Below are 23,576 nucleotides of genomic sequence, written 5' to 3' on the forward strand. Positions count from 1 at the left end.
AACCCGGATAACCGGCGTCAACAGCCGCAGGCGACAAGTCTGGTCGCCACCCGGTCGAGCGCCTGCCGCGCCGTTACCGAGTCGCCTGTCGCATCGGCCATGATCGCGAAGACCAGCAGCCGCCCGTCCTTGGTCACCAATTGCCCGGCGATCGTATTGACGCCGCTCAGCGAGCCGGTCTTGGCCCGGACCAGCCCCTGGCCGGCCCGGTTCGGGGCCGGCGTGACGAACCGGGTCCGCAAGGTGCCCGACCACCCGGCCACCGGCAGGCCCCCGAACATCGAGGTCAGCTCTGGGTGATCGCCCTGGGCCGCCAGGGCCAGCAGCTTGGTCAGCAGATCCGGGCTGATCTGGTTGAGCCGGGACAGCCCGCTGGCGTCGGACAGCTTGATCTCGCCCGCCGGCAGGCCCAGCTCGGTCAGCTTGGCGATCATCGACGTGGTCGCGCCGTCGAACGTGGCCGGCGCACCCGCGGCCAGCGCCACCTGCCGGGACAGCACCTCGGCGATGGTGTTGTCGGACTGCTCCAGCATCCAGTCGATCACGTGCACCAGCGGCGGGGACTGCACCTTGCCCAGCTCGGCGCCCGGAACGATCGCGCCGCCCGCGGCCGCCGTCGCCGCGGCCGGTGCGGATCCCCTGGTCACGGCGGCCTTGACGCCCAGCTGCCGGGCGAACGCCTGCCCCGCCGCCAGGGCCGGATCGGTGAACCGCGGATCCCCGCCGACCTCGTGGTGCACCGGCTGCCGGCGCCCCGCGTTGGTCATCAGCGGCATGACCGCCGCCACCTGGCCCTCCGGCGCGATGATGGTCCGATTCCAGCCCTTGGCCGTGGTCGAGCCGCTGAACAGCGACGTGTCGATCAGCACGCGGGTGATCGGCGTACCGTCCATCGCGGTCTTGACCTGGTCGGCCAGCTTGTCCAGCCGGGCCGCGCCCGGGAACTGCCCCTTGGAGTTGACCGCCAGCGTCGGGTCGCCGCCGCCGACCAGCACCACCTCGCCCGGTTGCCCGCCGGCCACGACCCGGGTGGTCAGGCGGTAGGCCGGCCCACGGGTGGCGAGCACGGTCGCGGCGGTGACGAGCTTGGTCGTCGAGGCCGGGGTGGTCGGGGTCGCGGCGTTCTGGGCGTAGAGGGTCGCGCCGGTCGAGACGTCGACCACTGACGCGCGTACCCGGGAGCCCAGGGCCTTGGCCCCCAGCAGCCCGCCGATCGCCTGCTGCACGGCCGCCGCGCTGGGCTGGGTGGCGCTCTCACCGGCCGCGGCCAGCACCGGCGTGGGCGTAGGCTCGGGCGCCACCGAGGGCGAGGCGGTCGGGTCGGTCTTGTCGGCCAGCCAGCCCGCGATCGGCCCCGGACGCATGATGAAGGCCGCCGCGCCGACTGCGACAATCAGGATCAAAGTCAATAAACCGGAAACCATGAGGGTACGGCGAGTCTTTGTGCTCCCCGTGGCCGCACCGGCTTCGTGCGGGCTTGCGCCCGCTGCACCCGCTGCGGGTTGTCCCGGCCCATCCGCCGGTCCCCCGCCCGGCCCGGCGCTCGCCGAGGCCCGGTCGATCCCCACCGGCCGGGACACACTGACCCGCCCGACCGCTTGACCGCCGGCCTCTTGCCCTCCAGCCCAACCGCGACCGCCGGCCTGTGGCCCACCGGCCCAGCCGCCATCGGCCTGTTGGCCGGCCCAGCCGCCACCGTCGGCCTGTTGCGCGCCGGCCCAGCCGCCGTCCGCCGCGCCGCTTGCAGGCCCGCCGCCGGCCGGGCGCATCTCCCCGCCGAAGCCACGCTGCTGCCCGCCGGGAGACTGCCCATCACCGGCGTTGGGCATCGGCACGGACGCCCGTCCCGCCTTGATCGGCGGCCCGCCACCCGGTCGATCCCCCTGCTGGGGGTCACTCTGTGGCGGCTGTGATTGCTGAGCCGGACTCACGTCCGCGACCGACTCGGGAGGGTTTGCGGGCACCGATGCCCGTCCCTTGTGTGAATCTTCCCTCCCCACCGGCCCCTCCTCGTTCGCGGCGTCAGACTTAGGGGAGACTACTTACATCCCGCACATCGCGGCGCGCGGATCCTGCCGAGCCCGGGCTCCCCCGCGCCCCAGCGTGATCGGGCCTACACACGGCCGGCATACGACCGAGGGAGCACATCATGGATTTCGACGTTCTGGTTGAGATCCCCAAGGGTCAGCGCAACAAGTACGAGGTCGACCACAAGACCGGACGAATCCGACTGGATCGCACGCTGTTCACCGCGACGCAGTACCCGGCCGACTACGGCTACATCGAAGGCACCCTCGGTCAGGACGGCGACCCGCTCGACGCCCTCGTCCTGATCCAGGAGCCGACGTTCCCCGGCTGCCTGGTCCGCGCCCGAGCCATCGGCATGTACCGCATGACCGACGAAAAGGGCCGCGACGACAAGGTCCTCTGCGTTCCCTACGAGGACCCGCGGCAGGAACACCTGCGCGACATCCACCACCTCGGCGAGTTCGACCGCATGGAGATCCAGCACTTCTTCACGGTGTATAAGGACCTCGAGCCGGGGAAGTCGGTGGAAGGCGCGACCTGGGTGGGCCGGGTGGAGGCCGAGGAGGAGATCCGGGCCTCGTTCAAGCGAGCCGAAGCTCTGGAGCACGGAACGGACGGGCACTAGCTCGTTGGGGGGCTGAGCTCGGCCTGATGCTCCGAACGGAGTGGCTGGGCTCAGCGGACCGGCCTGAGGAACGGCTGAGCTCGGCGAACCGCCCAGGCTGAGGTCGGTTGAGCACGCCCGCTGAGGTCGATTGAGCACGCCCGCTGAGCTCGATTGAGCACGCCCGCTGAGCTCGATTGAGCACGCCCGCTGAGCTCGATTGAGCACGCCCGCTGAGCTCGATTGAGCACATCGGCTGAGGTCGGTCGAGCGCGCCGCGTGGGCTCATGGGGACCGCGCCGCGTGGGCTCATGGGACCGCGCCGGCGCTGCGCAGGGAGACTGGGCCACGGGGTAGGACCAGCTCAGCGGAACGCGCCGTGGGAATGGCTGAGCTCAGCGGAACGCGCCAGTGGCTAGAAAGAGATGTTGGTTACGGCGTTGTATAGGCCTGCTACGGCGCAGGCTACGGGGATTACGGAGACGACCACCAGAGTGTCGGTCAGGTCGGCGGCTCGGCCCAGGTAGGGGGACGGGGGCTTGCGGGAGTAGGTGGCGCCGGCGGCCATTGTGGACAAGGCCAGGACTACGGCGGCGGCGCTCACGGCCAGACGGACCGGGGTGTTGGCGGTGGCCAGCAGGTTGAGGCCCAGGGCGGCCACGCCGAACAGGCCGGCGCAGATCAGCGGGACCCGCTGGCGCAACGTCACGAACAGGCGGGAACGCAGGAGCAGGGCCGCGGCTGAGACCGCCATGAGGAGGCGGGCCGCCAGGCTTTCGGAGGACGCCAGCACCAGGAAGGCGCCGGCGGCCAGGATCGCGTGGCCCAGCAGCATCCCGGCCAGGAGTTCCTCGGTGCGGGTGACCGCCGCGAAGACGGTGGCCCGGTCGGGGCGTTCGCGGGCCAGGTCGGCCGCCCCGGTCTGCTGCGCGGCGGTGAAACCGTCGGCGCCGCTGCCGGTCGGCAACGTGACCGGCGGCATCGGGACCTTGCCGAAGCGGATGGCGATCAGCGGGATCAGGCCGATGCCACAGACCAGAACCGAGATCAGCGCCGCGGCGCCGGCCGCGGCGGACGCCCAGATGCCGATCAGGGCGGTGATCGCGCCGAGCAGGCCGACCATGCCGCCGGCGGCGAAGACCCGCAGGCCGGCCGCCACCCCGATGCCGCCGAGCGCGGCCACCAGCAGCAGGGCGACCGAGCCGGTCAGCAGCTCGGCGCCACCCAGCCACGGGAGCAGGGCGAACACGCCCACGCGATCGGCCGAGCCGGACGAGACGAGGACGGCGCCGCCGGCGAACGCGTACGGCATCGCGCACGCGCCCAGGGCCGCACCGGCCCGCGCGTCCCCGTACGCGCGGGAAGCAGTCACCCCGGCCAGCGCGAGCAACAGGCCCACGCCAAGCCCGACGTAGGCCGAGCCGACCCACGACGGCCCGGCGGCCAGCACCGCGAGCAGACCCACCCCGAGCAGGAGCGCACCGCTGAGCACGGTGGCCGTGCGGGTGGAGGCGGGCGTCCACACCGTGCCCCGGCGGCGCGCACCATCGGCGATCGCCTCGACCACGTCGTCATACTCCAGCTCGGGCCAGTCTTCGCGCGCGGGCACCAGATGCAGCACCTCGCCGTCGCGTACCCCTTGCGGGAAAAGACCTTGAGCCGTCGCCAGCGGAACCCCGTCGGTGCGCCGCAGCAGCCAGCCGCCGTGCCGCTCGCCGTCGTCGGCCAGGCCCTCGCCGGCGTGCCGCAGCACCTCGGGCAGCAGCTCGGCCAGCGGGACGTGCTCCGGCAGCGCCACGTCGACGCGGCGTTGTGGAGCGCTGATCGTGATGCGCGCCAGACCGACACTCATGAATGAAACCCATCGAGGAGAAGCGAGGCTGCGGAACGGAGGCGACTTTACCTATCCTGGGCGCGGCGCGATGCCCGCCTGTGGATGGACGCAGGCGACGGCCGGCCTGTGGATAACTCAGGCGACGGGCCGGCGCGGTGCCAGACTGTGCGTGCAGTCGACGGGGAAAGAAAGGGACGGCTTGTCATGAGTACGACCGTGATCAAGCGGTCCGCGAGACGACCGGCACCGGAGATTCCGACCGGCGAGTTGGCCGTGGACGCGCCACCGGAGATCCCGCAGGACGGTGCCCGGCGCTGGCAGCAGGCGGTGATGGTGCTGCCGATGCTGGGCGGCTCGGTGGCCATGGCCATGATGATGGGCCCGGCCCGGGGCGGCGCCATGTCCTACGTGATTGGTGGCCTGTTCGGGGTTTCCTCGCTGGCCATGCTGGCCACCTCGTTCGGCAGCAGCGGCTCGCCCAAGAAGGCCGAGATGATGGCCGCCCGTCGCGAATATCTGCGGCATCTGGCCAACCTGCGCCGCCGGGTGCGCGAGACGGCGAGCAAGCAGCGGACCGGCCTTTATTACCGGCATCCGGAGCCGGGCCAGCTGTGGTCGACGGCGGGTAGCCACCGGGTGTGGGAACGCCGCCCGGCCGATCCCGATTTCGGGGTGGTCCGGCTGGCGGTCGGCCCGCAGACCTTGGCGACCCCGCTCGTCCCCCCGGTGACCAGGCCACTCGAAGATCTGGAACCGATGACCGCGGGTGCACTGCGCCGGTTTCTCGATGCGTACTCGGTGGTCCCTGATCTTCCCGTCGCGGTGTCGCTGCGCGGTTTCGCCCGGGTCTTCATGCGCGGGCCCGAGGCCGAGGCCCGCGCGCTCACCCGTGCGGTGCTGGCCCAGCTGGCCGTCTTCCACGCACCCGACGACCTGCTGATCGCGGTGGCGGCCGGGCGCGAGCGGCGAGCCTCCTGGGAGTGGATCAAGTGGTTGCCGCACAACCTGCATCCGACCCGCACCGACGCGCTCGGCCAGGTGCGGATGGTGGCCAGCTCGGGGCCGGATCTCGAGCGGATGATCGAGGATGTGATCGGCAACCGGCCGCGCTTCAACCCGGGTGCGATGGGTACGAGCACGCCGCATGTGATCATCGTGCTCGACGGGGTTGACCTGCGCGGGGCCACTCAGCTCGACGACGGCATCGATGGCGTGACCGTTCTCGATCTCGATGACACCCCACCCAAGCTGCTCGACCGGTCGCTGTTGGTGCTGGAGGTCCAGCAGGCCGCCGGCCAAAGAGCACTGCACACGTACGCCACTGAGCACGCGGCCGAGGTCGGCACGCCGGACCGGCTGAGCGAACCGGAGGCGGAGGCGGTCGCGCGGCGGCTCGCCCCCTACCGGCTGGCCGCCGCGTCGAAGTCGCCGGATGCCCCGCTCGCCGCCGAGATGGGCCTGACCGAGCTGCTCGGCATCCCCGATCTCGAGACGTTCAGCGTGGCGCAGAGCTGGCTGCCCCGGCCTAACCGCGACAAGCTGCGCGTACCGATCGGCGTCGGCGGCGACGGCGGCCCGGTCGAGCTCGACCTGAAGGAGTCGGCACAGGACGGCATGGGCCCGCACGGCCTGCTGATCGGCGCCACCGGCTCGGGTAAGTCGGAGCTGCTGCGCACCCTGGTCCTGGCGCTGGCCGGCACGCACTCGTCCGAGACGCTCAACTTCGTGCTGGTCGACTTCAAGGGTGGCGCGACGTTCGCGTCGCTGGACAGGCTGCCGCACACCGCGGCGGTGATCACCAACCTGGCCGACGAGCTGCCGCTGGTCGACCGCATGGTGGACGCGATCGACGGCGAGATGCTGCGCCGCCAGGAGCTGCTGCGGAAGTCGGGGAACTTCGCCAGTCTGCGCGACTACGAGAAGGCGCGGGCGGGTGGCTCGGCGCTACCGCCGTTGCCGTCGCTGCTGGTGATCTGTGACGAGTTCTCCGAGCTGCTGTCCGCCAAACCGGACTTCATCGACCTCTTCGTCCAGATCGGACGTCTCGGGCGTTCGCTGGGTGTGCATCTGCTGCTGGCCAGCCAGCGCCTCGAAGAGGGACGGCTGCGGGGACTGGACACGCATCTCTCGTACCGGATCGGCCTGCGGACCTTCTCGGCGCTCGAGTCGCGGGCGGTGCTGGGCGTGCCCGACGCGTACGAGCTGCCTCGCTCACCCGGCCACGGGTACCTCAAGTTCGGCACCGAGCCGCTGGTCCGGTTCAAGGCCGCGTACGTCTCCGGCACCTACCGCAAGCCCGGCAGTCGTCGCGCCGGCGCCACCGGAGCAAGCGCCGCACCGCAGGTACTGTCCTATTCGACCCATTACGTGCCTGTGCCGAAAACCGTCAAGCCGGCCGAACCGACCCCCGAGGAGACACCGGCCGGCGAGAGCCTGATGGACGTCATGGTGGCCCGGCTGGCCGGCCAAGGACCGCCCGCGCACCAGGTGTGGCTGCCGCCGCTCAACCAGTCGTCGGTGCTGGACGAACTGCTCGGGCCGGTCGCGGTCGACCCGGTCCGCGGGCTCAGCTTCGCCAACCCCGAGTTGCACGGCGCCCTGCAGGTGCCCGTTGCGCTCATCGACAAGCCCCGTGAGCAGCGACGCGACGCGATGTGGATCCAGCTCGGCGGCGCTGCCGGGCACCTGGCTGTGGTCGGGGCGACGCAGTCCGGCAAGTCGTCGGCGCTGCGTACCCTGATCTGCGGTCTTGCTCTGACCCACACCCCGGCCGAGGTGCAGATCTACTGCCTCGACTTCGGCGGCGGAGCGCTCGGCGTCCTGCGCGATCTGCCGCACGTGGGCGGAGTCAGCGGGCGCGCCGACGCGATCGGCGTGCGCCGCACCGTCGGCGAGGTCCTGACCGTGCTCGCCCAGCGCGAGCAGCGGTTCGCCGAGATGGGCATCGACTCCATGGCGTCCTACCGGCGCCGCCGGGCCAACCCCTCGGCGGTCGCCGCCGACCCGTTCGGCGACGTCTTCCTGGTCGTCGACGGCTGGACCACGCTGCGCAAGGAATTCGAAGAGCTCGAACCGGTGATCACTGACATCGCCACCCGCGGCCTGTCGTACGGCATCCACGTGGTCGGCACCGCGACCCGCTGGATGGACTTCCGGCCGGCCATCCGCGACCTCTTCGGCTCCCAGTTGGAGCTGCGACTGGGCGATCCGAGCGACTCCAGTGTCAACCGGCGGGCCGCGAACAACGTCCCCGAACAGGCCGGCCGTGGCATCGTCGAGCACCCGACCGACAAGAACAAGAGCTACCACGTCCTGACGGTACGCGCGGAGCTGAGCACCATCGGCGAGACGACGGAGCTGGTCAAGGAGATCGCGACCAACTGGCGTGGCCCGCTGGCGCCGCGGGTGCGGATGCTGCCCGACTCATACCCGTACGCCGACATGGACCTGGCCCGCAGCACCGGCCTGCGCCTGCCGATCGGGCTGTCCGAGCAGGACCTCTCCCAGGTCGAGATCGACTTCGCGACCGACCCGCACTTCCTGCTCTTCGGCGACGCCGAGTGCGGCAAGTCGTCGTTCCTGCGCGCGGTGGCCAGCACCGTGACCCGGCGGTTCCAGCCCGAGGAGGCCCGGCTGATCCTGGTCGACTACCGGCGCAGCCTGATGGACATGCCCGAGACCGACCACCGCATCGGGTACGGCATGCAGGCGCAGAAGACGCTGGAACTGATGGAGTCGGTGGCCGGTTACATGGAACGCCGGCTGCCCGGGCCGGACGTCACCGCGCAGCAGCTGCGGGAACGCTCCTGGTGGACCGGGCCGGAGCTGTTCGTGCTGGTCGACGACTACGACCTGGTGGTCTCCGGCCCGACCAACCCGCTCACCCCGCTCCTGCCCTACCTCTCCCAGGCCCGCGACGTGGGTCTGCACGTGGTGATCACGCGGCGGGCCGGCGGTGCCAGCCGGGCCCTGTACGAGCCGGTCATCCAGCGGCTGCGCGAGCTCTCGTCACCGGGACTGGTGATGTCCGGGTCACCGGACGAGGGCGCGCTGATCGGGCCGGTGAAGGCCGTCCCGATGCCGCCGGGACGTGGCCGCCTCATCACCCGGCGTGAGGGCGTACGCCTGGTCCAACTCGCCCACCAACCGCCCTACTAGGGCGATCGGACGAACGGTGCGATTGAGTTGTCCACAGCCCAGCCAAGCGTCGCTTTTTCGGAGTAATCTCCCTGCATCGACCAACCCCGTTCACCACTGGCAGATAGGCATCGTCGACCCGTGAGCGCAGCGAGCACCTCCCCCCGGGGCCGTGACGCGTCACCTCGGTGGATCCTGCCCGGCGGCTCGCCTCGCATTGCTCGCGGCGATACGGTCGCCTCGGCTTCCGGCGGCGGTCCGGGCAGTGCACCTCGCATTGTTCCCGGCGGTGCGGCCGGCGCGGCTCCCGGCGGTGCGGCCGGCGCGGCTCCCGGCGGTGCGGCCGGCGCGGCTCTTGGCAGGGCGGCTTTCGGCGGCACGGCTTTCGGTGGTGCTCTTGGCGATGCGGCTTTCGGCGGTGCGGCTTGGTGAGTCGTTGTCTGCGCGCGACCGCCGGTGTGTTCGCCGGTTCGGTTCTCGCGGTCGGTCTTCCCGGCACCGTCGCTGAGGCCGCGCCCAACCCGGTCACTCAGGACACGATCCGCTCCGAGCAGTGGCATCTGCGGACGCTGAACGTCGCCGGCGCCTGGAACTGGTCGCAGGGCGCGGGCGTCACCGTCGCGGTGATCGACTCCGGGGTGGATTCCCGGCACGTCGACCTGCAGGGCCAGGTGCTGCCCGGCCTCGACCTGGTCGACAGCAAGGGCGACGGCGACACCGACCTGGTCGGCCACGGCACCACGGTCTCGGCGATCATCGCCGGCAAGGATGACGACGCCGGCGTGGTGGGCATCGCGCCCAAGGCCAAAATCCTTCCGGTACGCGTGCTCGACCAGGAAAACCGTTACGACGACGCGATGATCGTGGCCAAGGGCGTCCGCTGGGCCGTCGACCACGGCGCGCGCGTGATCAACATGTCCCTCGGCGGCAGCGGCAGCAGCGCCGCCCTGGCCGCGGCCATCGACTACGCCTTCGCCAAGGACGTCGTGGTGGTCGCCTGCACCGGCAACGCGAGCGCCTCGTCGTCGAGCGGAGTGTGGTACCCGGCTCGCGAGCCCGGCGTGATCGCGGTGGCCGGCATGGAGCGCTCCGGCGACGTGCTGTGGTCCGGTTCGATCACCGGCCCCGAGACCGTGGTGACGGCGCCCGCCACCAAGCTGGTCGGGGCCAGCCCGTCGGGCTACTGGAACGTGCAGGGCACCAGCTTCGCCGCGCCGATGGTGTCCGCGACGGCGGCGCTGATCCGCTCCCGCTGGCCCACCATGCCGGCCGGCGAGGTGGTCAACCGGATCATCAAGACGGCCCGCGACCGGGGACCCGAGGGCCGCGACAACAAGTACGGCTTCGGCCTGGTCGACCCGACCGGCGCCCTGACCGCCGAGCTTCCCACGGTGGCCGACAACCCGCTCGACACCTCCCCGACGCCCGGCCTGGCCCGCCTGGGCAGCGCGCGGGTGTCCGGTTCGGCCCAGTCGGCCCCCAACAAGCCGGCCCCCGACACCGCGAGCGACAACCGCGTCCCCGGCAAGAACGCCGGTGCCCAGGTCGCCGCCCCGCCCGCCGACGACGAGCAGCACAACCGAGGCTGGTGGGCGGCGGCCGCCTTCTTCGCCCTCTCCGCCCTCGTGGGCGTAGCGATCATCCGCCGCTTCGCCAACGTCACCTGACCCACGGCGCCGGGCGCGGTGAACGGGTCCATCCCTGGGCGAGCTCGCACCCATGGGTGGCCCGAATGACCCGGCGGCCGACCTGAACCCGCCAACGTCGGCCGGGGGCGTTGAGGCGCTGGGCTAGCTAGCTCGCCACCGGCTTGCCGGCCGGGGCGCCGCACCAGTGCCGCAGCGCGGTAAGCAGGCCGGCGGTGTCGGCCGGGGCGCCGGACCACGCCGCGTACCCGTCCGGGCGTACCAGAATGATCCGGTCGCCGGCCGAACTCGCGTCGGTGGGGGTGACCCGCTCGGACCAGGCGCCGATGTCGAGGGCCGGCTGGCCGAGGAGCGCGAACCGCCCGTCCCGCAACGCCTCGTAGAGCCGCCGGCCGTCGGGCAGCGGGACGTCCGGCACCCGGTCCACGCCGTTGCCGTAGCTGATGCCGACCCCGGAGATCATGAGCGCGCCCTTGCGGCGGATCGCCGGCACGCTCAGCGGGATCCGGACCGCGGCCAGGCGCAGGGCGCGCTGCGGGGCCGAGCGGGCGATGCCCGAGCGGACCAGGGCGCCCGATGACTTCACCGCGGTCCGGCCGATCGGGTGCCGTTCCGTCTCGTAACTGTCCAGCAGCCCGTCGTGCCCGCGGACCGCCGCCGCCAGTTTCCAGCCGAGGTTGGCGGCGTCCTGGATGCCGGTGTTCATGCCCTGGCCGCCGGCCGGCGAATGGCAGTGCGCGGCGTCGCCGGCCAGGAAGACGCGGCCCACCCGGTAGTGCGGGGCCTGGCGTTCGTCGGAATGGAACCGGGACATCCAGCGTGGGTCGTGCAGGCCGAAGTCGGTTCCGCAGGCCTGGCGGACGGTCGCCCGGATCTCGGCCAGCTCGACCGGTTCGGAGACGGGACGCTCGTCGCTGTTCCAACTGAAGACGCGGTACCAGCCGTCGCCGAACGGTGCGATGAAGGCCATGGCGCCGACGGCCGAACTGACCGTGAGAGTCTCGGCCGGCTTCTCCCGCAGGCGTACGTCGGCCAGCATGATCGAACGCAGGACCGAGCGCCCGGGGTACGACAGTCCGATCGCCCGGCGGACCACACTGTGCACCCCGTCGCAGCCGACCAGGTAGCGGGCCCGCAGCGTCCGGCCGTCGTCGAGGGTCGCGGTGACGCCGTCGTCGTCCTGGTCGACCGAGGTGACCGCGGCGCCGGAGGTCACCCGGACGCCGCGACCGGCCAGCACCCGTTCGGTCTCGTATTGCGGGGTGATCAGGACGTAGGGGAAGCGGCTGGGTACGCCGGCCAGGCTGACCATGGTCTTCCCGAACAGGCGGATGCCGGGTAGCTGCTGCCCGGTGGCGACCAGCTCGTCGGCGACGCCACGCATGTCGAGTTGCTCGAGGGTGCGCGCGTGGACGGCGAAGGCGCGGGTGGTGTTGGGCTCGCCCGAGCGGCGTTCCAGCAGCATGTGGCCGATGCCGGCCCGGGCCAGGTCGCCCGCCAGGGTCAGGCCGGTCGGCCCGGCCCCGACGATCAGGACATCGGTATCCATCGCGCTCCCCCTCCGAATGCCAACACCTGTTGACCGATCCTCCTCGGCCCCGGCGGAGGAAGTCAACGGTTGTTGGCCTACAGTTGTTGACGTGACAGGGGAACAGGACATGCCGCCCCGCCGATCCGACCGCACCCGGGCAGCCATCCTGGCCGCGGCGCGCGAACGGTTCGCCGCCGACGGCTACGCCAAGGCCACCATCCGGGCTATCGCCGCCCAGGCCGGCATCGATCCGGCCATGGTGATGCGCTATTACGGCTCCAAGGAGAAGCTGCTGGCCGCCGCGGCCGACTTCGGTCTGGAGCTGCCCGACCTGACCCGGCTCGCCCCGGCCGCACGGACCGCCGCACTGGTCCAGCACCTGCTCGACCTGTGCGAGCGCAACGACACGATGATCGCCCTGCTGCGGGTGGCGGCGACCCAGGAGGCGGCGGCCGAACGGGCCCGGTTCCTCGTCGCCAACCAGATCGAGCCGCTGATCGCGCTGATCGAGCCCGATCCGGAGCAGGTCCACCGGCGGGCCGGGCTGCTGGCGACGCAGATGATGGGCTTGGCGCTGACCCGGTACGTCCTGGAGCTACCCGCGGTGGTGTCCATGACCGCCGGCGAACTGGCGGCGTGGCTCGGCCCGGCGATCGAGCACTACCTCACGGGCCGGCCAGGCACCGCCCGCCGGCCTCACACCAGCGGCTCCCCGCACAGATAGGTCGGAGTGGCGGTCAAGCACAGTCGCCGGTGCGGACTCCCCGGGTGCGGTCGCGGCCGTCTTGGGCCACCCCGGCCGCCTCGCGGGCCGTGACCGCGAACCCGATGTTCCGGTCGTCCGCCGCCGCCGCGAAGATCACGCCGAGGACGCGGCCGTTCGGGGTGATCAGCGGGCCGCCCGAGTTGCCGCTGCGGACCAGCGCCCGGATGGTGTAGATCTCTCGGTTGACCTCGCCCGCCTCGTAGATGTCGGGGCCGGGCACGTTGCCGACGTCGCTGACCCGGGCCGACTGGGCGTCGTAGGGGCCGTCCAGCGGGTAGCCCAGGACGATGGCGTTCTGGCCGGTGGCGGCCGGCTTGTCGACGAAGTTCAGGCGCGGCGCCCGGAGGCCGGGCACGTAGATGACGGCCAGGTCGCGTTTCGGGTCGTAGACCACGACCGTTCCGTCGAGGCGGCCGCTCGACGTCTCCACCTCGATCTCGCGGGTGCCGGCGACCACGTGCGCGTTGGTCATCACGCGCTCGTCGGCGTACACGAAACCGGATCCTTCGATACGCCGGGAGCAGCTGGGCGCGGTGCCCAGGATCTTCAGGACCGAGCGGCGGCTGTTGATCACGACCTGGGACTTGGCCAGGGCCGGATCGGGGGCGGCGACCTCGCGGGCGTTGGTCGGGGAGAGGCCGCTGAAGACCTCGGGGAAGCCGTTGGTGTCGAGGGTGGACCGCAGGGCCGAGGACAGGGCCTGGGCCTGCTGCGGCATCAGCGAATTGATGCCGTCGAGGACCGCGCTGCTGCGCACCTCGCGGTTGAGCCACGGCAGCGACGTCGACTTCAGCGGGATGGCCACCAGCCAGGCCACCAGCAGGACGGCGACCAGCGAGACCATGGCCCCACCGGCGTCGTCCAGGCGCTGCACCGGCTTGCTGGTCATCGACCGCCGCAGCTTGGTGCCGAACCAGCCGGCCAGCGTCTGACCGAGCACGGCCAGCGCGAAGATCGAAACCAGGGACACCACGACGCGTACGGCGCCGTCGGCGAACTGGTTGGCGATCAGCGGGCCGACCTGAAGGCCGATCAGTGCGCCGCTGAAGAAGCCGCCGAAGGACAGGGCACCGATCACGAATCCCTGCCGGTATCCGCTGATCGCGAAGACCAGCATCAGCAGGATTAGGATCGCATCGACCACGTGCACCCACTCAGCGTAGAAGTGACGGTCCACCCGCTCACGGAACCACCTGTCCCGGCACCGGTGCGGCCTGCTCCGGCAGGTCCTCGACGCGGTCGGTGTCCCACGGCCGGCTCCAACCGGCCAGGTCGAGCAGGGTCGAGGTGACACCGGCGGTGAAACCCCAGACGAGCATGTCGCGAACCTGGAAGGCCGGCCCGATCCAACCGCTCGGATGCCGGATTCGCAAGCGGTTGGCCGGATCGACCAATTCGGCCACCGGCAGCCGCTCGACCCGGGCGACCTCGGCCGGTTGGCACGGTCGCACCGGATGCGGGGCGTGCCACCAGGCCAGCACCGGTGTCACCAGGAAGCCGCTGACCGGGATGAACAGTTCGGGCAGGGACGCGACGACGGTGGCGCTGGCCGGGTCGAGCCCGACCTCCTCGCCGGCCTCGCGCAGGGCGGTGGCGGCCGGGTCGGCGTCGCCGGGGTCGGCCGCGCCGCCGGGGAACGCGGGCTGACCGGCATGGTTGCGCATGGTCGCGGCGCGTTGCAGCACGAGCAGGTCGGGCTCACCGGGGCGGTCCTCGCCGAGGAGCACGAGCACGGCGCTGGGTCGCCCTTGGCCCTTGGGTACGCGCAGCGTGGTGAAGTCTTCCGTACGCAGCGACGCCGTCCGGCTTCGCAACGGCTCCCACCAGCCGGGCAACTCGGTCACGGCGCCACCGCCACCCCGGTGTGCGTGCGCACGAGCTCACTCAGCGTCCGGGCGTCCATCGGCAGCGGGTGCACGTAGGCGCGGCCGGCCGTGTCGACGAAGACGGTGACCGGCAGGTTGATCTGGCCGAGCGCGGCGGGCAGCCGCCTCTTCGGGTCGTAGAGCGTCGGCATGGTCACCGAACGCCCCCGCCCGAACGAGGCCGCCGCCTCCCGGCTGTCGCCCACATCGACCCCGAGCACGTGCAAGCGCCCGCCCGCCTTGGCGGCCAGGCCTTGCACGACGGGCAGCTCGTTGCGGCACGGTCCGCACCACGACGCCCACATGTTGATCACCGCCGGGCCGGGAAGGGCGCCGAGCGCGACCTCCTGCCCTCCGGTGAAGCAGGGCAGCGACAGTTCGGGCAGAGCGGCCGCCCGTTTCGCCCCAGCCGAGGAGGAGCCCCCAGCCGAGGAGGCCCCGGCCGAAGAGGTCGCCTCGGCCGGCGAAGAGGCCCCGGCCGAGGCGGAGGGCGGCGCGGTCAGCGCGGCGCAGTCGTCGAAGGGTGACGGGGTTTCCGACGTCGGCGTCGTGGAGGTCTCGGGCGGCGAGGTGCACGCCGGCAGAGCAAGAATCATGGGCACGGCGAGCCAGGCCATCCCGCGTCCCCACCGACCGGGGGCCGACGGGGACGCGGAGAGTGTGACCGGGGCGGCCGGCCCACGCCTCACGGGGCCTCCGGGGTGACGATGGCCGCCGCCGGGACCAGGGAGGGGTCGACGCCGGCGTGGACGGCCAGCTCCCGCGCCCGCGGGCCCTTGAGTAGCTTGGCCGCGCCGGCCGCGTCGGTCGGCCCGGTGCCGTACGACGGGCACATCGGCGCCAGCGTGCACGCCCCGCAGGCCGGCTTGCGGGAGTGGCAGACCCGGCGGCCATGGAAGATCACCCGGTGCGACAGCATGGTCCAGTCGCGCTTCTCGATCAGGTCGGCGACCTGGAACTCGATCTTGACCGGGTCGTCCTCGCTGACCCAGCCGAACCGGTTGGTCAGCCGCCTGAAGTGGGTGTCGACGGTGATCCCGGGTACGCCGAACGCGTTGCCGAGGATCACGTTGGCCGTCTTGCGCCCGATGCCGGGCAGGCTGACCAGGTCGTCGAGCTTGGCCGGCAGCACCGAGTCGTACCGCTCGACCAGGGCCTGCCCCAGCTTGATGAGCGAGTCGGTCTTGGCCCGGAAGAACCCGGTCGGCCGCAGGACCTCTTCCAGCTCGGCCCGGTCGGCCGCCGCGTAGTCGGCCGGCGTCAAGTATCTCTTGAACACCCGCGGAGTGACCTCGTTGACCCGGACGTCGGTGGTCTGCGCGGACAGGATGGTGGCCACGGCCAGCTCGAGCGGCGTGGTGAAGTCGAGCTCGCAGTGCGCGTCGGGATGCGTCTCGGCCAGCTCCCGGGCCATCTTGCGGGCCCGGCGTTTGCGCCCGATCGGCGTTTCGCCGGCGAAACGCTTGGCCGAGCGGGCCAGCAGAGCGGCGGTGGGCGAAGTCACCGACAAAGAGTACGTCGCCGGTACGACGGGCCGGGTCACCGCGGCGGCGAGATCGATCCGTCCTCGCCGATCTTCGCCGCGGTGTCGCCGAAGTCGTCGGCGGACAGGTCGGCGATCAGGTCGCGGGACTTCCCGTTCTCGTCGGCGGTGGGTACGCCGGCCGCGTTGAGATAGGTGGAGACCACCTTGCCGCCGGCCCACGTGCCGTCCGGTTGGAGCGAGACGTGCAGGATGGCGCCGTACTTGAGGACTCCGGTGCTGGACAGCGTCTTGCCGCCGCCGGCGAAGTTGCCGAGGCTGTACGCGATCAGCCGGTCCTTGTAGAACTCCATGCCCCGCAGCACGTGCGGACCGTGCCCGATGACCACGTCGGCGCCGGCGTCGACGACCGCGTGGCTGAACGCCTTGGGGTCGCCGCGGTTCTCGCCGAAGAACAGCTCGCTGCCCGGTTTGACGTGCGTCTTGTCCGAGCCCTCGGCGCCCATGTGCACCTGCACCACGACCAGATCGGCCTGGCCGGCGGCCCGCTTGACGACGTCACGCGCGGCTTCGAGGTTGTTCAGGTTGTTGGCCCCGGCGTACGGGGAAAAGCCCACCACCGCGACCTTGACGCCCTTGACCTCGACGACGGTGATTTCGTCCTGCGCACCGGTGTGTTTGAGCCCGGCGCCCTCGAGCGCCTGGACGGTGTTCTGATAGCCCTGGGTGCCGTAGTCCTTGGAGTGGTTGTTGGCCGTGTTGAGCAGCTGGAAGCCGGCCTCTTGCAAATGCTTCGCGTACGCCGGGGGCGACCGGAACGCGAAGCAGTTGGCGCGCGGCGGCGACCCGCACTTGGAGGTGCCGGTGTCGCCGGTGAGCGGCTGTTCCAGGTTGCCCATCACGAAGTCGGATTTCAGCCCGTCGGTGACCGAGTCGAAGAACCCGTCGCCGTTGCGGGCCGGCAGCTTGTTGGGCGCGCTGCCCATGATGATGTCCCCGGTGGCCGACATCGAGATGGCGTCGCCGGTCGACTCCTCGCGCGGCGGTGACGACGAGGGCGTGCGCTGCTTGGGAACGGTGGGGGGCGCGGCGGCGGCACCGGCTTGCCACTGTGGTGGGTCGGATTTGTCACGATTGGCGAGGGCCACCCCGCCGATCCCGATTCCGGCCAGCGCCGCGACGGCGATCGTCGCGGTCAGGATGGGACGACCGAACAGACCGGTCCGGGGGTGGGCATTCATCGACGGCGACGATACCGTCAGGGAGCAAGCGCGAACGACGGTCGTTCAGCCGATCGTCAATCACCGAGAGCGACCGATTTTCGAGCGAGACGGCCCGTAGCGGTTACGCTGCGGGTTCTGGATCAAGGGGTGCCCGCCAGTTTCCGGCCCGCGTGCGCCTAGACTGATCGAGCGCGGGCAAACGCGCAGGTGGAGGTGCGGCGATGGATGAGGTGCTGGCGCGCAGCGGGATCTTCCAGGGCGTTGACCCGGAGGCGGCCGAGGCGCTCGCCAAGGAGATGGACACGATCGAGGTCCGCAAGGGCGACATCGTCTTCAACGAGGGCGAAGCGGGAGACAGCCTCTATATCGTGCTCTCCGGCAAGATCAAGCTGGGTCGCCGGGCGGCCGACGGCCGGCAGAACCTCGTCTCGATCATGGGCCCGTCCGACATGCTCGGCGAGCTCTCCCTGTTCGACCCCGGCCCGCGGACGGCGACCGCCACGGCGGTGACCGACACCCGGCTGGCCCGGCTCAAGAAGTCGTCGCTGCGCCCGTGGCTCAACAACCGTCCGGAGATCGCCGAGCAGTTACTGCGTGTGCTCGCCCGCAGGCTGCGCCGGACGAACGACGCCCTGGCCGACCTGATCTTCACCGATGTCCCGGGCCGGGTGGCGAAAAACCTCCTGCAGATGGCCGGCCGCTTCGGCACCCGCGACGGTGGCGTCCTGCGGGTCACCCACGACCTGACCCAGGAGGAGTTGGCCCAGCTGGTCGGCGCCTCCCGCGAGACGGTGAACAAGGCGCTGGCCGACTTCGCGTCGCGCGCCTGGCTCCGGCTCGACGGCAAGAGCGTGATCATCCTCGACCCGGAGCGTCTCGCCCGCCGCGCCCGCGTCTAGGTAACTCGTAACAGAAAGGCCGCCCCTGACCGGGCGGCCTTTTTTGCGTTTGGTAACACCCCCGGAGAAGGACGTCAAGATCCGTGTCGCACCCGGTCAGATGCTCGTTGTGGAGGTGGTCGAGAGGCACGACATCCACAGCGAGAGGGCGCGGACTTGAGCGACGCACGGGCCGGCGGGCACAGCGGGGTGAGCACATGACCGTCCTGGAGTCCGCGATCGACCCGCGGACTCCCGCCTATCTGCAATCGAAGTCGGCGATGCTCGAGCGCTTGGCGGAGCTCGAGGCGGCGCTGGACGAGGCGCGGGCCGGCGGCGGCGAGAAGTGGGTGACCCGCCATCACGCCCGGGGCAAGCTGCTGCCCCGCGAGCGGGTGGAGATGCTGCTCGACCGGGACAGCCCGTTCCTCGAGCTGTCGCCGGTGGCGGCCTGGGGCTCCGGCTATCCGGTCGGCGCCAGCGTGGTGACCGGCATCGGCGTGGTCGAAGGGGTCGAGTGCGTGGTGATCGCCAACGATCCGACGGTGGACGGGGGCGCCGTCAACCCGTACACGGTCGAAAAGATCCGGCGGGCCGCCCGCATCGCCGCGGTGAACCGCCTGCCCCTGGTCAACCTGGTCGAATCGACCGGCGCCGCGGCACCGGCGGGACCACCGCCGGGCGGCGCGATCGCCCGCGACCTGAGCCAGCTCACCGCCGACCGGGTGCCCACCGTCTGCGTCGTGTTCGGGGCGACGACCGGTGACGCCGCCTACCTGCCGGCCCTGTCCGACTACACGATCATGGTCCGCGGGCACGCCAAGGTGCTGACCATCCACCCGCAGCCGGTCCGCGCCGGCGCCAACGGCCGTGGCTCCGAGGTCCGCAGCGCCCCGACCGTGCCCGCCGGGGTGACCGGGCCGGCCGACCAGCTGGCCGAGGACGAGCGGGACGGGCTGCGGCTGGCCCGGCAGTGCGTACGCCGTTTCAACTGGCGCAAACGCGGCCCGGACCCGCGCACCGCGTCCCCGCGCCCACCCCGGTTCGCCGCCGAGGCCCTGCTCACGATGGCCGGCGAGGACGGTTTCGACCCGCGCGAGGTGCTCGCCCGGATCCTCGACGACAGCGACTTCGACGAGTTCAAACCGACCCAGGGCACGGCGGTGGTGACCGGCTGGGGCGAGCTGCACGGCTACCCGATCGGCGTGGTGGCCAACCTGGGCGGCACGTTCACCCCGGCCGAGACGCAGAAGGCCGTGCACTTCATCCAGCTGGCCAACGCCACCGACACCACCCTGCTGTTCGTCCAGTACACCGGCGACGCCCAGGTCGAGGACCGGGAGGCGGCCGACGTACGGCACGGCGCGCCGCTGGTGCACGCGGTGGCCAAGTCGACCGTGCCGCATCTGACGCTGATGATCGGCGCGACGCCGGCCGAGCAGATGGGTGGCATCTACGGTCGGGCGTACGAGCCCCGGTTCCTGTTCAGCTGGCCGGTGGAACGGCCGGCCGAGGAGCCGGACCAGCGGCGCAAGCTCCCGGACGACGGCGTCATCGACCCCCGCGACACCCGTACGGTGCTGGCACTCTGCCTTTCCGCCGTGCACAGCGCCGCCGTCCAGGGCGCCGAGCACGTGGGCGTGTTCCGACCGTGAAAGCCCCGAAAGGTAGCTGGGCCCCCCTCAAGCGGCTCCGCCGCACTGCAACAAGAAGATGGGTAGCAAAGTGATCCGACGTCTGTTGGTGGCCCACCGTGGTGAGATCGCCCGCCGGGTCTTCGCCACCTGCCGCCTGGTCGGCATCGAGACGGTCGCCGTCTACTCCGATGCCGACGCCGACGCGCCGCATGTGACGGAGGCCGACTACGCCGTCCACCTGCCCGGCAACTCGCCGTCGTCGACCTATCTCCGCGGTGACCTGGTCATCGCCGCGGCCCGCCGGGCCGGTGCCAACGCGATCCATCCCGGCAACGGGGTGATGGCCGAGGACCCCGACTTCGCCGCCGCGGTCGCGGACGCCGGGATGATCTGGGTGGGGCCGCCGGCCAAGATCCTGAGCACGCTGCACAGCAAGATCGAGAGCAAGTCGAGGGTCGCCGAGGCGGGCGTACGGACGCTGCCCACGTTCACCGACCCGGCCCAGGTCACCGAGTTCCCGGTGCTGATCAAGCCGGCCATCGGCGACGGCGGCACCGGCATGCGCGTGGTCCGGGACAAGGTCACGCTGGCCGAGGCGGTCGCGGCCACCCGCCAGGAGGTGGGCTCGGACGTCTTCTGCGAGCCGTACATCGAGGACGCCCGGCACATCGAGATCCCGATCCTGGCCGACGCCCACGGCAACGTGGTGCCGTTCGGCGAGCGGGAGTGCTCGGTCCAGCGCCGCTACCAGAAGATCGTCGAGGAGACGCCGTCCCCGGCGGTCGACCCGGTGCTGCGCGAGGAGCTGTGCCGGGCGGCGATCGTCTGCGTCAAGGTGCTCGGCTTCGTCGGTGTCGGCACTGTCGAGTTCCTGCTCGACTCCGACGGAGACTTCCACTTCCTCGAGCTGACCCCGAGCCTGCAGGTCGAGCACGCGATCACCGAGTGTGTCTCCGGGTACGACCTGGTCCGGCTGCAGTTCCTGATCGCCGAGGGCGGCCCTCTGCCGATGCCCGGGCCGCCGCCGATCCGCGGCCACGCCATCGAGGTCCGGATCTGCGCCGAGGACCCGGCGTACGCCTGGCTGCCCGCCGCCGGCACGCTGCACCGCTTCTCGGTGCCCGACATCGCCGGCTCGTTCCGGCCCCTGCCCCAGCCCGGCCTCCGCCTGGACGCCGGGGTCACCGACGGCTCGGTGGTCGGCGTGCACCACGACCCGATGCTGGCCAAGCTGGTGGCCTGGGCGCCGACCCGGGCCGAGGCGGCGCGGATGCTCGGCTCGGCGCTCGCCCGGGCCCAGCTGCACGGTGTCGTCACCAACCGTGACCTGCTGGTCCGCGTCCTGCGCCACCCGTCGTTCCGGGCCGGCGAGGTGGACACCGGCTTCCTCGACCGGCATCCCGAAGTCTTCGCGCCCCTGCTCTCCTCGGTGGACGCCGTCCGCATCTCTTGCCTGGCCGCCGCCCTGGCCGGTGCGGCCGGCCGGCGTACCTCGGCCCGGGTTCTGGCATCGCTGCCCAGCGGCTGGCGCAACGTGCCGTCGGGTTCACAGACCGCGGTGTACGACGGCCCGGCCGGCCCGGTCGAGGTCGGCTACCGGATGAACCGGCACGGCGAGCTGGCCGGCTGGTGGGTGCGCGCGGTCGACCCCGAGGAGCTGGACCTGGCCGGGCTGGGCCAGGAGCCGACGATCGACGACCACCCTCCGACCACGGTGGTGCACGCGTCCAGCGACAAGGTCGCCTTGGACGTGAGCGGCATCCGGCTGACCTTCCACGTGCACCGGGTGGGCGAGGTGTCCTACGTGGACAGCCCTGAAGGGTCGGTCACCTTGCGTGAGGTGCCCCGCTTCCCGCTGCCGGCTCCGGAGGCGGCGGAGGGCTCGCTGATCGCTCCGCTGCCGGGTGCGGTGCGGCGCGTTCTGGTCGTTCCCGGCCAGCGGGTACGCGCGGGCGAACTCCTTCTCACCCTGGAGGCGATGAAGCTGGAGCACCCGGTCCACGCCCCGTCGGCCGGCGTGGTCGCCTCCTTGCCCGTCCAGCCCGGCGCCGAAGTGGACACCGGCGAACTCCTGGCCGTTCTCGACCCCGAGTAGCCCCGCGCGGCCCCTTTGCTCTGAGCACAAATATGCATCACTGTTGAACGTTCAATGGTGATGCGTATTTGTGCTCAGAGCAAAGGGCCGCCAGGTGCACCCGTCGGGCACGATGAGCGGCATGGATATCGGCGTTCTGATCAAGCTCGTCGGCGGCGCGATGGTGCTGGTCGCCGGGCTGGTGCAGGTGCTGAAGGTGCCGCGCCTGCGCCGCAACCGGGTCCGGACCGTCGGCCGGGTGACCGGGGTCAAGCCGTTCGACACCGACGAGGGCCGGCTGTACGCCCCGGTGGTCGCCTTCGCCGACGAACACGGCGGCGCGCACAAGTTCACCGCCGAATGGGGTACCGGCGGCGGCCAGCACGACCTCGGCGACGAGGTCCCGGTGACCTATCCCGCGGATCGCCCGGAGGACGCCCGTCTGAGCAGCACGATGCAGAACGCGCTGACCTTCGTTCTGCCCCTCGGCCTCGGCGGGGTGTTCATCCTGGTCGGCCTGATCCTGCTGGGGTCTCTCGCACTGGGTTAGCGCGAGGGAGCGGCCAGGCAGGTGAAGGACCGGCCCGACGGCTGCACCGCGAAGGACCAGCCGCGCAGATCGGTGACGCCGGTCGCGCGGCGGAACGAACGCACGCTGCAGACGTCGCGGACGGTCTCGTTGCCGGTCACCGCGGCCCGATCGCCCGGGTCGACGCCGGCCGGCAACGGGCCGCGAGCGAAGGACCGCCACGCGATCGGCGCCGTCGAGGCCACCGGCACGCGCAGTCTGCCGGCCAGGGTGCGCACCCCGGCGGGCGGCGCGGAGGCCAGCCAGGCGCCGGTCAGGGCGGCCGCGACCAGCAGGAACACGCCGAAGCCGCCGAGGAACCACTTGCGCTTCTTGCGTTCGGTGTGCACGGTCGGGGTCTCGTCGGGCTGGGTCTGGCTGGCCGGCGGAATCGGGCGCGGCTCGCTGAAGCTGTGCGTCGAGCGGTAGACGGTCGGCGGCGGGGGTGGCGCCCCGCCCGGTGCCAGGTGCAGGCCGTTGAGCATCTCGCGCAGTTGCTCGGCGGTGGGCCGGGCCCGCGGGTCGTTGGTCATCCCGTACCGCAGGACCTCGGTCATCGACTGCGGGACGTGCGGCAGATCGGGGATCGGCCGGTTGAACAGGTCCATCAGCGTGATCAGGCTGGGGCTGCGGTCGGACTCCCAGCGCGGCGGGTGGCCTCGCATCACCGCGTACAGCGTTGCGCACAGCGCGTACACGTCGACGGCGCCGGACGGCTGGTCGTGGCGGAACATCTCGGGCGGCGCGTATGCCGGAGTCAGCACCTCGAGGGTGACCGACGAATCGCGCATCTCGCCCAGCACGGCCAGCCCGAAGTCGGCCAGCACGGCCGGGTTGAAGTGCGAGTAGAGGATGTTGGCCGGTTTCACGTCGCGATGCAGGACCCCGTTGGCGTGCGAGTGCACCAGCGCGTCGGCGATCTTGACGCCGAGGTCGCGGGCCTCGACCGCGCCGAGCGGCGAGACGCGCATGCGGTCCAGGTACGACCCGTCGCACAGTTCCATGATCAGGTACGGGTGCTGGTCGACCGTGACACCGACGTCGAACAGGTCGACCACATGCGGGTGCGATGACATGCGCCCGGCCGCTCGCGCCTCGCGCAGGAATCGGGCCTGGTCGCGTGGATTGTCCAGGGTGCGATTTTCCACCTTGATCGCGACCTCGCGGCCGACCGAATCCTGGGTGGCTTTGTACACAGTGGCGTAACCCCCACGCGCCATGACCGACAAGCCGGACATGCCTGGCACGTAGGGCGTGGGCAGAGCGCCAGGCGGAGTGTCCGTCACGGGTATGAAAATAACC

Annotated in this window: 17 protein-coding genes; 8 read left to right on the forward strand and 9 right to left on the reverse strand. The window is 71.5% G+C overall.

Annotated features, from left to right (window positions below; genetic code table 11):
- Nucleotides 1-17: 17 nt before the first annotated feature.
- Entirely contained in the window at nucleotides 18-1,424 is a 1,407-nt protein-coding gene (gene dacB, locus ACGFIO_RS17425) for a D-alanyl-D-alanine carboxypeptidase/D-alanyl-D-alanine-endopeptidase (protein WP_392827264.1), read from the reverse strand.
- 725 nt (nucleotides 1,425-2,149) lie between these two features.
- On the opposite strand from dacB, the gene ACGFIO_RS17430 reads away from it, so the two are divergent.
- Complete coding sequence (locus tag ACGFIO_RS17430; RefSeq protein ID WP_392827265.1) at nucleotides 2,150-2,653, forward strand: inorganic diphosphatase; 504 nt, start codon at nucleotides 2,150-2,152, stop codon at nucleotides 2,651-2,653.
- Between the two features lie 394 nt (nucleotides 2,654-3,047).
- Here the strand turns inward: ACGFIO_RS17430 and eccD are convergent, their stop codons facing one another.
- Entirely contained in the window at nucleotides 3,048-4,484 is a 1,437-nt protein-coding gene (gene eccD / locus ACGFIO_RS17435; RefSeq protein WP_392827266.1) for a type VII secretion integral membrane protein EccD, read from the reverse strand.
- A gap of 186 nt (nucleotides 4,485-4,670) precedes the next feature.
- Here eccD and eccCa point away from each other — a divergent pair, with 186 nt between their 5' ends.
- Together eccCa and mycP are read left to right on the forward strand one after the other, a co-directional pair.
- On the forward strand, nucleotides 4,671-8,624 hold the full coding sequence (eccCa, locus tag ACGFIO_RS17440) for a type VII secretion protein EccCa (RefSeq protein ID WP_392827267.1): 3,954 nt from the start codon (nucleotides 4,671-4,673) through the stop codon (nucleotides 8,622-8,624).
- Between the two features lie 407 nt (nucleotides 8,625-9,031).
- Nucleotides 9,032-10,270, forward strand: a complete 1,239-nt coding sequence (mycP, locus tag ACGFIO_RS17445; RefSeq protein ID WP_392827268.1) for a type VII secretion-associated serine protease mycosin — start codon at nucleotides 9,032-9,034, stop codon at nucleotides 10,268-10,270.
- Nucleotides 10,271-10,397: 127 nt separating this feature from the next.
- Here mycP and ACGFIO_RS17450 read toward each other — a convergent pair whose 3' ends face one another.
- Complete coding sequence (locus ACGFIO_RS17450) at nucleotides 10,398-11,798, reverse strand: FAD-dependent monooxygenase (protein WP_392827269.1); 1,401 nt, start codon at nucleotides 11,796-11,798, stop codon at nucleotides 10,398-10,400.
- A 91-nt stretch (nucleotides 11,799-11,889) separates the two neighbouring features.
- Here ACGFIO_RS17450 and ACGFIO_RS17455 point away from each other — a divergent pair, with 91 nt between their 5' ends.
- Nucleotides 11,890-12,504 (forward strand): TetR family transcriptional regulator, encoded by a 615-nt coding sequence (locus ACGFIO_RS17455; RefSeq protein WP_392827270.1) that lies wholly within the window; start codon nucleotides 11,890-11,892, stop codon nucleotides 12,502-12,504.
- Between the two features lie 13 nt (nucleotides 12,505-12,517).
- Here ACGFIO_RS17455 and ACGFIO_RS17460 read toward each other — a convergent pair whose 3' ends face one another.
- From ACGFIO_RS17460 to ACGFIO_RS17480, 5 genes are all read right to left on the reverse strand, one after another.
- A complete protein-coding gene (locus ACGFIO_RS17460; protein WP_392827271.1) occupies nucleotides 12,518-13,696 on the reverse strand; it encodes a MarP family serine protease in 1,179 nt (392 codons plus the stop codon).
- Between the two features lie 31 nt (nucleotides 13,697-13,727).
- Nucleotides 13,728-14,390, reverse strand: a complete 663-nt coding sequence (locus ACGFIO_RS17465) for an NUDIX hydrolase (protein ID WP_392827272.1) — start codon at nucleotides 14,388-14,390, stop codon at nucleotides 13,728-13,730.
- Nucleotides 14,387-15,028, reverse strand: coding sequence for a TlpA family protein disulfide reductase (locus tag ACGFIO_RS17470; protein ID WP_392827273.1), 642 nt, complete (start codon nucleotides 15,026-15,028; stop codon nucleotides 14,387-14,389). The genes ACGFIO_RS17465 and ACGFIO_RS17470 overlap by 4 nt, the downstream gene beginning before the upstream one ends.
- Before the next feature lie 68 nt (nucleotides 15,029-15,096).
- On the reverse strand, nucleotides 15,097-15,894 hold the full coding sequence (gene nth, locus ACGFIO_RS17475) for an endonuclease III (protein ID WP_392827463.1): 798 nt from the start codon (nucleotides 15,892-15,894) through the stop codon (nucleotides 15,097-15,099).
- 56 nt (nucleotides 15,895-15,950) lie between these two features.
- Complete coding sequence (locus ACGFIO_RS17480; RefSeq protein WP_392827274.1) at nucleotides 15,951-17,135, reverse strand: CapA family protein; 1,185 nt, start codon at nucleotides 17,133-17,135, stop codon at nucleotides 15,951-15,953.
- 203 nt (nucleotides 17,136-17,338) lie between these two features.
- Between ACGFIO_RS17480 and ACGFIO_RS17485 the strand changes: the two genes are divergently transcribed.
- The 4 genes from ACGFIO_RS17485 (at nucleotide 17,339) to ACGFIO_RS17500 (ending at nucleotide 22,256) form a co-directional block, all read left to right on the forward strand.
- Complete coding sequence (locus tag ACGFIO_RS17485) at nucleotides 17,339-18,016, forward strand: Crp/Fnr family transcriptional regulator (RefSeq protein WP_285686067.1); 678 nt, start codon at nucleotides 17,339-17,341, stop codon at nucleotides 18,014-18,016.
- Nucleotides 18,017-18,213: 197 nt separating this feature from the next.
- Nucleotides 18,214-19,650, forward strand: coding sequence for a carboxyl transferase domain-containing protein (locus ACGFIO_RS17490; RefSeq protein WP_392827275.1), 1,437 nt, complete (start codon nucleotides 18,214-18,216; stop codon nucleotides 19,648-19,650).
- Nucleotides 19,651-19,720: 70 nt separating this feature from the next.
- The gene (locus ACGFIO_RS17495; protein ID WP_392827276.1) at nucleotides 19,721-21,727 is read left to right on the forward strand and encodes a biotin carboxylase N-terminal domain-containing protein; all 2,007 of its coding nucleotides are present in this window, start codon (nucleotides 19,721-19,723) and stop codon (nucleotides 21,725-21,727) included.
- 121 nt (nucleotides 21,728-21,848) lie between these two features.
- A complete protein-coding gene (locus tag ACGFIO_RS17500) occupies nucleotides 21,849-22,256 on the forward strand; it encodes a DUF3592 domain-containing protein (protein WP_392827277.1) in 408 nt (135 codons plus the stop codon).
- Here ACGFIO_RS17500 and ACGFIO_RS17505 read toward each other — a convergent pair.
- Nucleotides 22,253-23,560, reverse strand: a complete 1,308-nt coding sequence (locus ACGFIO_RS17505; RefSeq protein WP_392827278.1) for a serine/threonine-protein kinase — start codon at nucleotides 23,558-23,560, stop codon at nucleotides 22,253-22,255. The genes ACGFIO_RS17500 and ACGFIO_RS17505 overlap by 4 nt on opposite strands.
- Between the last annotated feature and the right edge of the window lie 16 nt (nucleotides 23,561-23,576).

The organism is Actinoplanes sp. NPDC049265 (assembly GCF_043197135.1).
In the GTDB taxonomy this organism is placed as follows: domain Bacteria; phylum Actinomycetota; class Actinomycetes; order Mycobacteriales; family Micromonosporaceae; genus Actinoplanes.

What these genes read in the sequence shown, in the direction of transcription:
- eccCa (WP_392827267.1), top strand. Translation starts at nt 4,671, where the DNA reads ATGAGTACGACCGTGATCAAGCGGTCCGCGAGACGACCGGCACCGGAG.
- dacB (WP_392827264.1), bottom strand. Translation starts at nt 1,424, where the DNA reads ATGGTTTCCGGTTTATTGACTTTGATCCTGATTGTCGCAGTCGGCGCG.
- ACGFIO_RS17450 (WP_392827269.1), bottom strand. Translation starts at nt 11,798, where the DNA reads ATGGATACCGATGTCCTGATCGTCGGGGCCGGGCCGACCGGCCTGACC.
- ACGFIO_RS17490 (WP_392827275.1), top strand. Translation starts at nt 18,214, where the DNA reads ATGACCGTCCTGGAGTCCGCGATCGACCCGCGGACTCCCGCCTATCTG.
- ACGFIO_RS17470 (WP_392827273.1), bottom strand. Translation starts at nt 15,028, where the DNA reads ATGGCCTGGCTCGCCGTGCCCATGATTCTTGCTCTGCCGGCGTGCACC.
- ACGFIO_RS17500 (WP_392827277.1), top strand. Translation starts at nt 21,849, where the DNA reads ATGGATATCGGCGTTCTGATCAAGCTCGTCGGCGGCGCGATGGTGCTG.
- eccD (WP_392827266.1), bottom strand. Translation starts at nt 4,484, where the DNA reads ATGAGTGTCGGTCTGGCGCGCATCACGATCAGCGCTCCACAACGCCGC.
- ACGFIO_RS17430 (WP_392827265.1), top strand. Translation starts at nt 2,150, where the DNA reads ATGGATTTCGACGTTCTGGTTGAGATCCCCAAGGGTCAGCGCAACAAG.
- ACGFIO_RS17480 (WP_392827274.1), bottom strand. Translation starts at nt 17,135, where the DNA reads ATGAATGCCCACCCCCGGACCGGTCTGTTCGGTCGTCCCATCCTGACC.
- ACGFIO_RS17485 (WP_285686067.1), top strand. Translation starts at nt 17,339, where the DNA reads ATGGATGAGGTGCTGGCGCGCAGCGGGATCTTCCAGGGCGTTGACCCG.